The 12,386-nt window shown below is 68.3% G+C and carries 10 protein-coding genes and 1 pseudogene; 6 read left to right on the top strand and 5 right to left on the bottom strand.

Features of this window, described 5'->3' with window-relative positions; translation table 11 throughout:
• Nucleotides 1-62: 62 nt before the first annotated feature.
• Nucleotides 63-1,361: a glutamyl-tRNA reductase gene (hemA, locus tag WJ35_RS09255; RefSeq protein ID WP_060232647.1), complete on the bottom strand. Its 1,299-nt coding sequence runs from the start codon at nucleotides 1,359-1,361 to the stop codon at nucleotides 63-65.
• A gap of 26 nt (nucleotides 1,362-1,387) precedes the next feature.
• Nucleotides 1,388-2,149 (bottom strand): response regulator transcription factor, encoded by a 762-nt coding sequence (locus WJ35_RS09250; RefSeq protein WP_010092828.1) that lies wholly within the window; start codon nucleotides 2,147-2,149, stop codon nucleotides 1,388-1,390.
• 176 nt (nucleotides 2,150-2,325) lie between these two features.
• Here WJ35_RS09250 and WJ35_RS09245 point away from each other — a divergent pair, with 176 nt between their 5' ends.
• The 4 genes and pseudogenes from WJ35_RS09245 (at nucleotide 2,326) to WJ35_RS09230 (ending at nucleotide 5,641) form a co-directional block, all read left to right on the top strand.
• On the top strand, nucleotides 2,326-2,580 hold the full coding sequence (locus tag WJ35_RS09245) for a hypothetical protein (protein WP_060232644.1): 255 nt from the start codon (nucleotides 2,326-2,328) through the stop codon (nucleotides 2,578-2,580).
• An 18-nt stretch (nucleotides 2,581-2,598) separates the two neighbouring features.
• The gene (locus WJ35_RS09240; protein ID WP_060232641.1) at nucleotides 2,599-4,413 is read left to right on the top strand and encodes an aminopeptidase P family protein; all 1,815 of its coding nucleotides are present in this window, start codon (nucleotides 2,599-2,601) and stop codon (nucleotides 4,411-4,413) included.
• A 52-nt stretch (nucleotides 4,414-4,465) separates the two neighbouring features.
• Nucleotides 4,466-5,021 (top strand): annotated as a pseudogene (locus tag WJ35_RS09235) (cysteine hydrolase family protein).
• On the top strand, nucleotides 5,018-5,641 hold the full coding sequence (locus WJ35_RS09230; protein WP_060232639.1) for an HAD family hydrolase: 624 nt from the start codon (nucleotides 5,018-5,020) through the stop codon (nucleotides 5,639-5,641). Before WJ35_RS09235 ends, WJ35_RS09230 begins: the two are co-directional and overlap by 4 nt.
• A 59-nt stretch (nucleotides 5,642-5,700) precedes the next feature.
• Here the strand turns inward: WJ35_RS09230 and ettA are convergent, their stop codons facing one another.
• Nucleotides 5,701-7,368, bottom strand: a complete 1,668-nt coding sequence (ettA, locus tag WJ35_RS09225; RefSeq protein ID WP_010092822.1) for an energy-dependent translational throttle protein EttA — start codon at nucleotides 7,366-7,368, stop codon at nucleotides 5,701-5,703.
• A 183-nt stretch (nucleotides 7,369-7,551) separates the two neighbouring features.
• A complete protein-coding gene (locus WJ35_RS09220) occupies nucleotides 7,552-7,872 on the bottom strand; it encodes a DUF3761 domain-containing protein (RefSeq protein WP_060232636.1) in 321 nt (106 codons plus the stop codon).
• A gap of 406 nt (nucleotides 7,873-8,278) precedes the next feature.
• Here WJ35_RS09220 and gabP point away from each other — a divergent pair, with 406 nt between their 5' ends.
• Nucleotides 8,279-9,670, top strand: coding sequence for a GABA permease (gene gabP / locus WJ35_RS09215; RefSeq protein ID WP_069239065.1), 1,392 nt, complete (start codon nucleotides 8,279-8,281; stop codon nucleotides 9,668-9,670).
• 164 nt (nucleotides 9,671-9,834) lie between these two features.
• Here the strand turns inward: gabP and ychF are convergent, their stop codons facing one another.
• Nucleotides 9,835-10,929, bottom strand: a complete 1,095-nt coding sequence (gene ychF / locus WJ35_RS09210) for a redox-regulated ATPase YchF (RefSeq protein ID WP_029226615.1) — start codon at nucleotides 10,927-10,929, stop codon at nucleotides 9,835-9,837.
• A 244-nt stretch (nucleotides 10,930-11,173) separates the two neighbouring features.
• On the opposite strand from ychF, the gene WJ35_RS09205 reads away from it, so the two are divergent.
• Nucleotides 11,174-12,352 (top strand): UbiH/UbiF family hydroxylase, encoded by a 1,179-nt coding sequence (locus tag WJ35_RS09205; protein ID WP_060232630.1) that lies wholly within the window; start codon nucleotides 11,174-11,176, stop codon nucleotides 12,350-12,352.
• Nucleotides 12,353-12,386: the final 34 nt, after the last annotated feature.

Raw genomic sequence — 12,386 nt, 5'->3', positions numbered from 1 at the left:
GGGCAAGGTATTCGGAAAGGATAGGCCGGCTGGCGAGCCGGCGGCGCGGCGATCGGTCGGCGCTAGTGGCCCGACTGGTCGTTCGAGCGCGGCGCGTGCTGGTAGAAGCCGCGCATCAGGTCGATCAGCGAATCGCGGTCGGCGCCGTTCACGCGGTTCAGCGCGCTCGTCGGGCCGTGGATCAGCTTGTTGGTCAGCGCCTGCGACAGCGCTTCGAGCACCGCGGCCGGATCGTCGCCGCGCGTGAGCATCTTCTGGGCCTTCTCGACTTCGGCGCGGCGCAGCGCGTCGGCCTGCGTATGCATGTGGCGGATCACCGGCACGACGCTGCGCGTGTCGAGCCACTGCATGAAATTCTGCACGCGCGTCTCGATGATCGCCTCGGCCTGCGCGACCGCGGCCTGGCGCGACGCGTTGCCTTCGCGCACGATCGCGCCGAGATCGTCGACCGTGTAGAGGAACACGTCCTTCAGCTTGCCGACTTCGGGCTCGATGTCGCGCGGCACGGCCAGGTCGACCATGAAGATCGGCCGGTGGCGGCGCGCCTTGACCGCGCGCTCGACCGCGCCGAGGCCGATGATCGGCAGCGTCGACGCGGTGCACGACACGATGATGTCGAATTCGTGCATCCGCACCGGCAGGTCCGACAGCGGCATCGCGCGGCCATTGAAGCGTTCGGCGAGCTTCTGGCCGCGCTCGGCGGTGCGGTTCGCGACCACCAGTTCGCGCGGGCCTTGCGCGGCGAAGTGCGTCGCGCACAGCTCGATCATTTCGCCGGCGCCGATGAACAGCACGCGCTGGTCGGCCACGTTTTCGAAGATGCGCTGCGCGAGGCGCACCGCGGCGGCGGCCATCGACACCGACTGCGCGCCGATCTCGGTCGTGCCGCGCACTTCCTTCGCGACCGCGAACGTACGCTGGAACAGCTGGTTCAGGTAGGTGCCGAGCGCGCCGGCTTCCGACGCGGTGCGCACCGCGTCCTTCAGCTGGCCGAGGATCTGGGTTTCGCCGAGCACCATCGAGTCGAGGCCCGACGCGACGCGGAATGCGTGCCGGACCGCTTCCGACTGCGGCAGCGCGTACAGGTGCGGCGCGAGTTCGTCGACCGGAATCCGGTGATACTCCGACAGCCAGCGCACCGCGCCCTCGCGCGCCGCACGGTCGTCGGTCGCGCAGTAGAGCTCGGTGCGGTTGCAGGTGGAGAGGATCGCCGCTTCGGGCGCGTTGGGCGCCTGGGGGCCGAGGAGCACGCTCTTGAACGTCGCGAGAGCCGGCTTGATCTGCTCGAGCGGAAACGCCACGCGTTCGCGCAGGGCGACAGGCGCAGTGTGGTGATTGATTCCGATCGTGAGGAGTTGCATATCAAGGGCTATCGTTTAGCCTCGTATTATAGCGTTTCAGCGATTTCCTCACTCGATGCGTATCGGGCGTCCGCGAGACTGGGGCGGAGATTCGGGGGTTCGATCGGTACCTGGTCGAGCTGATAGCCGTAGCCGTAGAGCGGCAGCAGCCGGTAGCCGTGCTCCGGAAGCAGCCGCAGCTTGCTGCGCAGCCGGGACGCGTGGGTGTCGAGGGTGCGCGACCTTGTGTCGCGCCGGCGCGCCCAGACCGTTTCGAGGATATGGGCGCGCGACACCGGGCGGGACAGGTTCGCGAACAGCAGCAGCGCGAAGCGGAATTCCTTCGGCGTAAGCGACACGATCTCGTCGCCGAAGCGCACGAGGCAGTGCGTGGCGTCGAATGCGTATTCTCCATACGTATCGCGTGAGCGGTTCGGCGGGCGCCGGACGCCCGCGCGCCGCATCAGCGCGTTGACGCGCGCGAGGAGTTCGGGGCCGCTCACCGGCCTGGCGATGCAGTCGTCGGCGCCCGCGTGCAGGCACGACACGATCTCGCTTTCGCGCGGCATGCGCATCACGGCGATCGCGGGCAGGCCGGGCAGGAGCGCACGGGCGAGGGGGATGACTTCCTCGGCGGGCTGGTCGCCGGCCCAGTCGCCGGTGATCAGCAGGTCGCAGGTTTCGGTGGCGAGCCATTCGAGGCACCGCGCGCTGGAAGGGAACGGGTGGCAGAGGTGTCCGCCCGCGAAGAGGAGGCGATTCATCAGCGCGGCATGACGCGCATCCGGATCGATCAGAGCGATTCGCATGGGAATTTCTTCATTACGACAGCCGGTGAGCGCTTGCCATGGCGTCGGGTCGGCCCCTAAACTCGAATGTTGCGCGGCAAGTACCCTGCTGATCTCGGGTTCGATGGATGGGTCGATGCTAGCCGCAGGAATCGTTCACGCCTATGGGACGAATCTGAAATTGTTAGGGGCGTCGAATGAACTGGTTTGGAATCATCGTTCTGGGAACGGCCGTCGGGTTGTTCGGCCGGGGGCTGCACCCGTTGCGGCGCACCGGCCGGCCGGCGTGGTGGGTCGTGGCGCTCGTCGGCATCGCCGGCGCGGCCGCCGCCAAGATGGCCGGCAATCTCTCGGGACTCTTTTACGACGGCGAGACGCTCGAATGGCCGGTCTGCACCGGCGCTGCGTTCGTCGCCGTGGCCTTGACGGTCGCGCTGGCGGCTCGTCGCTGATTGCCCGCAGGTGAAATCATGAATGCCCGTTTTCCCGAAGACTCGTCGGCGCCGGCGCGTCTCGCACTGCTGCGCGGCGCGATGGCCCGCGAGAACCTGGCCGCGTATCTCGTGCCGTCCGCCGATCCCCACCTGTCCGAATACCTGCCCGAGCGCTGGCAGGCGCGCCGCTGGCTGTCGGGCTTCACGGGCTCGGTCGGCACGCTCGTCGTCACCGCCGATTTCGCGGGGCTGTGGGTCGACAGCCGCTATTGGGTGCAGGCCGACGCGGAACTGGCCGGCAGCGGCGTGCAACTGATGAAGATGACGGGCGGCCAGCAGAGCGCGCCGCACGTCGACTGGCTTGCGCAGAACGTGCCGTCAGGCGCGACCGTCGGCGTCGACGGCGCGGTGCTCGGCATGGCGGCGGCGCGTGCGCTGTCCGCCGCGCTGAGCGCGCGCGGCATCGCGCTGCGCACCGATCTCGACCTGCTCGACGCGATCTGGCCCGAGCGGCCGGGCTTGCCCGACGACGCGGTGTTCGAGCACGCCGCGCCGCAGGCCGAGACGACGCGCGCGAGCAAGCTCGCCGACGTGCGCCGCGCGATGCGCGCGCAGGGCGCGCAGTGGCATTTCGTGTCGACCCTCGACGATCTCGCATGGCTCTTCAACCTGCGCGGCGCGGACGTCAGCTTCAATCCGGTATTCGTTGCGCACGCACTGATCGGCGCCGAGCGCGCGACGCTGTTCGTCGCCGGCGGCAAGGTGTCGCCGGCGCTTGCCGCATCGCTCGCGCAGGACGGCGTCGACGTGCGGGCATACGACGCCGCGCGCGCGGCGCTCGCGGCGCTGCCCGACGGCGCGACGCTGCTGATCGACCCGCGCCGCGTGACCTACGGCACCCTCGAGGCGGTGCCGGCCGGCGTGAAGCTCATCGAGGCGGTGAATCCGTCGACGTTCGCGAAATCGCGCAAGACGGCCGCCGAGATCGAGCACGTGCGCGTGACGATGGAGCACGACGGCGCGGCGCTCGCCGAATTCTTCGCATGGTTCGAGCAGGCGGTGAACCGCGACACGATCACCGAGCTGACGATCGACGAGCGGCTCACGGCGGCGCGCGCGCGCCGTCCGGGCTACGTGTCGCCGAGCTTCGCGACGATCGCCGGCTTCAACGCGAACGGCGCGATGCCGCATTACCGCGCGACGCCGGAATCGCACGCGACGATCGCCGGCGACGGCCTGCTGCTGATCGATTCGGGCGGCCAGTACGTGAGCGGCACGACCGACATCACGCGCGTCGTGCCGGTCGGCAGGGTCGGCGACCTGCAGCGGCGCGACTTCACGATCGTGCTGAAGTCGATGATGGCGCTGTCGCGCGCGCGTTTCCCGCGCGGCATCCGCTCGCCGATGCTCGACGCGATCGCGCGCGCGCCAATGTGGGCGGCCGGGCTCGACTACGGCCACGGCACCGGTCACGGCGTCGGCTATTTCCTGAACGTGCACGAGGGTCCGCAGGTGATCTCGCATTACGCGCCGGCCGAGCCGTACACCGCGATGGAAGAGGGGATGATCACGTCGATCGAGCCGGGCCTGTACCGGCCCGGCAAGTGGGGCGTCCGGATCGAGAACCTGGTCGTCAACCGCGCGGCGGGGCAGACCGAGTTCGGCGATTTCCTCGCGTTCGAGACGCTGACGCTGTGCCCGATCGACACGCGTTGCGTGCTCGTCGAAATGCTGCACGAGGAAGAGCGCGTGTGGCTCAACGCGTACCATGCGACGGTGCGCGAGCGCGTCGGCCGGCACGTGAGCGGCGACGCGAAGGCATGGCTCGAGGCGCGCACGCAGCCGATCTGAGGCGGGGCGTGCGCGGTTTCGGTTCCAACGACAATCACATCGAGGGCGAAAGATGGCGGACACGGCTGTCCTGGTGATCGACATGCAGCGCGGGCTGGTGCAGCGGGCGAGGCCCGCCTACCGGCTCGACGACGTGGTGGCAGGCATCAACCGGTTGACGGCGGCGGCGCGGGCCGCCGGCGCGCCCGTCTGCTTCGTGCAGCACGACGGCGACGCGGACGACGACATCGTGCCCGGCACGCCCGGCTGGGAGCTGCATGCGGATCTCGCGACCGCGGACGGCGACTGGCGCATTCGCAAGTGTGTCGGTCGGCGATTCGTTCCATGAGACGCCGCTCGCGGCGCAGCTCGACCGTCACGGCATCCGTTCGGTGCTGATCTGCGGCTATGCGACCGAGTTCTGCGTCGATTCGGCGGCCCGCCGCGCGGCGCTGCTCGGCTACCGGACGACGGTCGTGTCCGACCTGCATACGACGAACGAGCGCGCGCACCTGACGGCCGCGCAGATCGTCGCGCACCACCACTTCATCTGGAAAAACAACTCGTTGTCGGGCAACGCGGTGACGCCGCGCACGCTCGCCGACGTGCTCGCCACGGAGTTCGCATGACGATCAAGGCAGTCGTATTCGATTTCGGCGGGGTGCTGATCGACTGGAGCCCGGAGTATCTGTACAAGCAGCTGATCCCGGACGACGCCGAGCGCCGCCGGTTCCTGACGCACGTGTGCGGGATGGACTGGGTGATCAGGCAGGACGGCGGGCAGACGATCGAGGAAGGCACGGCGGAACGCGTCGCGAAGTTTCCGGAGCACGAGGCGCTGATCCGTGCGTTCTATGCGCGCTGGCACGAGATGATCGGCGGCGTGCTCGCGGAGGGCGTTGCGCTCGTCGACCGGCTCGACGCGCAGCGGATGCCGATCTTCGGGCTCACGAACTGGTCGGCGCAGACGTTTCCGTATGCGTGGGAGCACTTTCCGATATTGCGGCGCTTCAAGGACATCGTCGTGTCGGGCCGCGTGAAGCTCGTGAAGCCCGATCCGGCGATCTACCGCGAGATGCACGCGCGGATCGAGCCGCATCTGCCGGGCATCGCGCCGCACGAGCTGGCGTTCATCGACGACAACGCGAACAACGCCGCTGCCGCGACGGCGCTCGGCTGGCACGGCATTCACCACACGAGCGGCGCGGCCACCGAGGCGCGGCTGCGCGAACTGGGCGCGCTCGCGTAGGCGGCGGGCGGGCCCAGACAAAAAAAAGCGGGCCGTGCGCCCGCTTTTTCCATTGCCGATCAGCGGCTGATCGGCTTGTAGCGGAGGCGGTGCGGCTTCGCGGCTTCCTCGCCGAGGCGCGCGCGCTTGTCGGCTTCGTACTCCTGGTAGTTGCCGTCGAAGAACGTCACCTGCGAATCGCCTTCGAACGACAGGATGTGCGTCGCGATCCGGTCGAGGAACCAGCGGTCGTGCGAGATCACCATCACCGAGCCCGCGAATTCGAGCAGCGCGTCTTCCAGCGCGCGCAGCGTTTCGACGTCGAGGTCGTTCGACGGTTCGTCGAGCAGCAGCACGTTGCCGCCGGCGATCAGCGTCTTCGCGAGGTGCAGGCGGCCGCGTTCGCCGCCGGACAGGTTGCCGACGATCTTCTGCTGGTCGCCGCCCTTGAAGTTGAAGCGGCCGATGTATGCGCGCGACGGCGTTTCGTACTTGCCGACCGTCAGGATGTCGGCGCCGCCCGAGATTTCCTCGAACACCGTCTTCGAGCCGTCGAGCGCGTCGCGGCTCTGGTCGACGTAGGCGAGCTTCACCGTCGGGCCCATCACGATCTCGCCCGAATCCGGCTGCTCCTTGCCCGTCAGCATCCGGAACAGCGTCGACTTGCCGGCGCCGTTCGGACCGATGATGCCGACGATCGCGCCGGCCGGGATCTTGAAGTTCAGGTTGTCGATCAGCAGGCGATCGCCGTACGCCTTGCTGACGTTCTTGAACTCGATCACTTCATTGCCGAGGCGGTCGCCGACCGGAATGAAGATTTCCTGCGTCTCGTTGCGCTTCTGGTATTCCTGGCTGTTCAGCTCCTCGAAGCGCGCGATACGCGCCTTCGACTTCGCCTGGCGGCCCTTCGGGTTCTGGCGCACCCACTCCAGTTCCTTCTTGATCGCCTTCTGGCGCGCCGATTCCGACGCTTCTTCCTGCTTCAGGCGCTCTTCCTTCTGGTCGAGCCAGCTGCTGTAGTTGCCCTTCCACGGAATGCCGTGGCCGCGGTCGAGCTCGAGAATCCACTCGGCCGCGTTGTCGAGGAAGTACCGATCGTGCGTGACCGCGACGACGGTGCCCGGGAAGCGCACCAGGAACTGCTCGAGCCAGTCGACCGATTCGGCGTCGAGGTGGTTGGTCGGTTCGTCGAGCAGCAGCATGTCGGGCTTCTCGAGCAGCAGCTTGCACAGCGCGACGCGGCGCTTCTCGCCGCCCGACAGGTGCTCGATCTTCGCGTCCCACGGCGGCAGGCGCAGCGCGTCGGCGGCCACTTCGAGCTGCTGCTCGGGGCTGCCGCCGTCGCTCGACGCGAGGATCGCCTCGTACTTCGCCTGCTCGGCCGCGAGCGCGTCGAAGTCGGCGTCCGGCTCGGCATACGCCGCGTAGATCTCCTCGAGCTTCTTGTTCGCCTGGAACAGGTCGCCGAGGCCTTCCTCGACGGCTTCGCGCACCGTCTTCGTCGGGTCGAGCTGCGGTTCCTGCGGCAGGTAGCCGATGTTCAGGTTCGGCATCGGCGTCGCTTCGCCTTCGATGTCCTTGTCGACGCCCGCCATGATGCGGATCAGCGTCGACTTGCCCGAGCCGTTCAGGCCGAGCACGCCGATCTTCGCGCCGGGAAAGAACGACAGCGAGATGTCCTTCAGGATCTGGCGCTTGGGCGGCACGATCTTGCCGACCCGGTTCATCGTGAAAACGTATTGGGCCATGTGGGTGTGAGAGTCAGAAGTTGGGACCGCCGCTTGGCGAACTCGCGTGGCGGCGTCGGGTGATTCGGTACGGAGCGTGCCGCGTGAGGTGCGGCGGTGTCGCCCGGTGTCGCCACATGTCGGCGGCGAGACCGGCTATTGTACTTCGCCGCCGGCCGGCGCTGGCGCGGCCGTTCCGCGCGGTCAGAGCCAGGCGGCGACGCCGCCGTGCCCCGAGCACGTGCCGCGCCGATGGCGGCTGAAACTGTACGTGCCGTCGCGGCAGCGCGCGCTCGCGCCTTCGGGCGCGCGGCCCGATTTCGAGCGCGCCGGCGCATGCACGGTTTCGCCGTCGCGGTTCCGGTACGTGTCGTGGCGGTCGAGGTCGGCTTCGTTGCCGTAGGTCTGCGGCGCGCGATAGGCGAGCGCGCGGTGCGGGGCGACGGCGGCGCACGCGATCAGCAGCGCGATCGACAGTCGCGCGAGCCGTGTGGCGTGCAGGGTGTGCAAGGCGGGCAAGGGCATGGTCTCTCTCGGTTCTTGGTATCGGGCGTGCGACGCTGGCGTGCCGCGCGCGCCAGCATGGTAGCCGAGGCGGCGCGTTTGTTGCATCGGTTCCCGTCGATGCAACGAGTGGTTCCATCGGAATGCATCAATTGGTTCTTAGTCGCGAACCGTTTGATGCTTACACTCCATCGCTTCGAAGGCGGCTGAACACGATGCCGACGGAAGGGCGCCGCGATGCGTCGGTACGCATCGCACCCGCAGTTTCGCAGACCTGCGTGGCGCACCCTGTCCGAGCGGCCGGGAATCCGGCCTCGGGCCGACGTGCGCCGCACGCCGCGCCGAGTCCCGATCGATAACGACAATCCCCAGCGCCGCCTTCAAGCGATACCCGGCCATGCCGGAACCGTTTTTTGGAGAGAGACACATGAATGGAAGCAAGTCAGGGCTCGGCACCGGCCTGAAGCAACGCCACGTGACGATGCTGTCGATTGCGGGCGTGATCGGCGCGGGGTTGTTCGTCGGCTCCGGCCACGCGATCGCGGAAGCCGGCCCGGCATCGATCCTCGCGTACGCGATCGCGGGCGTGCTGGTCGTGCTGGTGATGCGGATGCTGGGCGAAATGGCCGTCGCGCATCCGGACAGCGGCTCGTTCTCGACCTACGCCGATCGCGCGATCGGCCACTGGGCGGGCTTCACGATCGGCTGGCTGTACTGGTGGTTCTGGGTGCTCGTGATCCCGATCGAGGCGACCGCCGCCGCGACCATTCTCAATGCCTGGTTCCCGGGCGTCGCCACGTGGGTCTTTGCGCTCGGCATCACGTCCGTGCTGACGCTCACCAACCTCTTCTCCGTCAAGCATTACGGCGAGTTCGAATTCTGGTTCGCGCTGATCAAGGTCGTCGCGATCGTCGTGTTCCTCGCGATCGGCGGCGCGGCGATCGCCGGGCTGCTGCCGGTGCCGAGCGTATCGGGCGTATCGAACCTGTTCGCGCATGAGGGCTTCATGCCGAAGGGCGCCGGCGCGGTGCTCGCGGCGATGCTGACGACGATGTTCTCGTTCCTCGGCACCGAGATCGTCACGATCGCGGCCGCCGAATCGGACAACCCGCAGCGCCAGATCGTGCGCGCCACCAATTCGGTGATCTGGCGCATCACGCTGTTCTACCTCGGCTCGATCCTCGTCGTCGCGGCGATCGTGCCGTGGAACGACCCGCTGCTGCCGGCGCACGGCTCGTATCAGCGCGCGATGGAGCTGATCGGCATTCCGCACGCGAAGGCGATCATCGACGTGATCGTGCTGGTATCGGTCGCGAGCTGCCTGAACTCGGCGCTGTACACCGCATCGCGGATGCTGTTCTCGCTGTCGAAGCGCCAGGATGCGCCCGCGTTCCTGCATCGCACCGACTCGACCGGCACGCCGCGCGCGGCGGTGCTCGCGTCGACCGCGTTCGGCTTCCTGACCGTGATCGCGAACTACCTGATGCCGGAGCAGGTGTTCGGCTTCCTGCTCGCGACGTCGGGCGCGATCGCGCTGCTCGTGTATCTCGTGATCGCGATCTCGCAGCTGCGGATGCGCCGGATTCTCGACATCAGCGGCGCGAACCTGACGCTGCGGATGTGGATGTTCCCGTGGCTCACGTGGGCGGTGATCGTGTTCATCTGCGGCACGCTGACCGTGATGCTGGTGAGCGAGGATCACCGGATGGAAGTGGGCGCGACGGCGGTGCTTGCGCTGCTGGTGCTGTTCGCTTCGTGGCTGAACAAGCGTGCGCGTGACGCGCGCGCGGTGGCCGGCGGGCGAGTGTCGGCGACTTGACGACGTGACGACCGGATGGCGGGCGCGCTGCCCGCCGCCGGCACGCGGGCAGGCCGCGTGATGAAAATGGGCCGATCGGCACTTGCCGATCGGCCCATTTGCGTTTCGCGACGGATCCGCGTGGCGCGATGCCGGGGCGCTCGCCCGGCATCGGCGGTCAGGTATCAGACGTTGAACAGGAAGTTCATCACGTCGCCGTCATGCACGACGTATTCCTTGCCTTCCGCGCGCATCTTGCCGGCTTCCTTCGCGCCCTGTTCACCCTTGTACGCGATGAAGTCGTCGAACGCGATCGTCTGCGCGCGGATGAAGCCGCGCTCGAAGTCGGTGTGGATCACGCCGGCCGCCTGCGGGGCCGTATCGCCGACGTGGATCGTCCACGCGCGCACTTCCTTCACGCCCGCGGTGAAGTAGGTCTGCAGGCCGAGCAGCTTGAAGCCCGCGCGGATCACGCGGTCGAGGCCCGGCTCGTCCATGCCCATGTCGGCGAGGAACGCTTCCTTGTCCGCGTCGTCGAGATCGGCGATTTCCGCCTCGATCGCCGCGCACACCGCGACGACCGGCGCATTCTCGCTTTCCGCATACTTGCGTACCGCGTCGAGGTGCGGGTTGTTCTCGAAGCCGTCGTCCTTCACGTTCGCGACGTACATCGCCGGCTTCGCGGTGATCAGGCAGAACGGCTTGAGCAGCGCCTGTTCGTCGTCGGACAGCGCGAGGCCGCGCACGGCCTTGCCCTGGTCGAGCTGCGCGCGCACCTTGTCGAGCACCGCGACGAGCTTCGCCGCTTCCTTGTCGTTGCCCGACTTGGCGGCCTTCGAGTAGCGCGTGAGCGCCTTCTCGACGGTGCCGAGGTCGGCGAGCGCGAGTTCGGTATTGATCACCTCGATGTCGTCGATCGGGCTCACCTTGCCGGCGACGTGGATGACGTTCTCGTCCTCGAAGCAGCGCACGACGTGCGTGATCGCGTCGGTTTCGCGGATGTTCGCGAGGAACTGGTTGCCGAGGCCTTCGCCCTTGCTCGCGCCCGCGACGAGGCCCGCGATGTCGACGAATTCGACGACGGCCGGCACGACGCGCTCGGGGTTGATGATCTCGGCGAGCGCCTTCAGGCGCGTGTCCGGCACTTCGACGACGCCGACGTTCGGCTCGATCGTGCAGAACGGATAGTTCTCGGCGGCGATGCCGGCCTTGGTCAGCGCATTGAACAGGGTGGACTTGCCGACGTTGGGCAAGCCGACGATGCCGCATTTGAGGCTCATGGAATCCTTCGAACGGGTGAAGCGGCGCGGCCGGGCGGGGCGCGGCGGCGCGGGACAAGGGGACGGCCGTCGCATCGCGCGACGAGCCGGCGTTCAAAGGCGCTATTGTACCGTGCCGCCGCGCCGGTTTCCGGGCGTCGGCCGAACGGACGACGCCGCGCGGCCGTCCGCGGCGGCGCTATCCAGCGATTCCCCTGATTTCCCGCAAAGTCCGGCCGCATAAGGGTTTGGCCCCGCGGCTATAATGCCCGCCATGACTGCCCACCACATCTTCGACGTCGCCGTGGTCGGCGGCGGGCTCGTCGGCAAGACGGCCGCGCTCGCGCTGACCCAATCCGGCTACAAGACCGCATTGCTCGCCCAGCCGGCGACGCCGCGCCCCGCCGATCTCGCGTTCGACACGCGCATCTACGCGCTGTCGTCCAGCTCGCAGGCGCTGCTCGAACGGCTGCGCGTCTGGCAGGCGCTCGATCACACGCGGCTTGCGCCCGTCTACGACATGCGCGTCTACGGCGACGCGCACGCCGAACTCCATTTCTCCGCGTACCAGGCGTCGGTGCCGCAGCTCGCGTGGATCGTCGAATCGTCGCTGATCGAGACTTCGCTCGACGCCGCACTGCGGTTCCAGCCGAACCTGACGTGGTTCGACGCGCGCGCGCAGGGTTTCGACGTGCGTGACGACGCGGCCGTGCTCACGCTGTCGTCGGGGCAAGTGCTCGAAGCCGACCTGGTCGTCGGCGCGGACGGCGCGCATTCGTGGGTCCGCTCGCAAATGGGGGCCAAGGTGGAGCGGCGCGACTACCGGCAGACGGGCGTCGTCGCGAATTTCAAGGCGTCGCTGCCGCATCGCGAGACCGCGTATCAATGGTTCCGCGACGGCGAGATCGTCGCGCTGCTGCCGCTGCCGGACGGCCACGTGTCGTTCGTCTGGTCGGCGCACACCGCGCATGCGGATCAGTTGCTGACGCTCGATCCCGCGCAGCTCGCGGCCGAAGGCGAGCGGGTCTCGCACGGGCAGGTCGGCACGCTCGAATGCGTGACGCCGGCGGCCGGCTTTCCGCTCGCGCTGCAGACCGTCGACAAGCTGATCGCGCCCCGCGTCGCGCTGGTCGGCGACGCCGCGCACCTGATCCACCCGCTCGCCGGCCAGGGGATGAACCTCGGGCTGCGCGACGTCGCCGCGCTCGCCGATGCGATCGCAGGCAAGGAGAGCTTTCGCAATCTCGGCGATACCGTGCTGCTGCGCCGCTACGAGCGGTCGCGCCGCGAGGACATCCGCGCGCTGATGATCGCGACCGACGGCCTGCAGCGGCTGTTCGCGGCGCCCGGCCCGTTCGCGAAGGCGGTGCGCAATGCGGGCATGGCGTTCGTCGGCGCGCAGCCGCTCGTCAAGCGCTGGCTCGTGTCCGCCGCGCTCGGCTGAGCGAACCTTCGGACACTCACTTCCCGGGTCGGAG

Source organism: Burkholderia ubonensis (assembly GCF_001718695.1).
GTDB lineage: Bacteria > Pseudomonadota > Gammaproteobacteria > Burkholderiales > Burkholderiaceae > Burkholderia > Burkholderia ubonensis_B.
The sequence above is the reverse complement of the archived record's forward strand: the minus strand, read 5'-3'. Positions and strand labels throughout refer to the sequence as shown.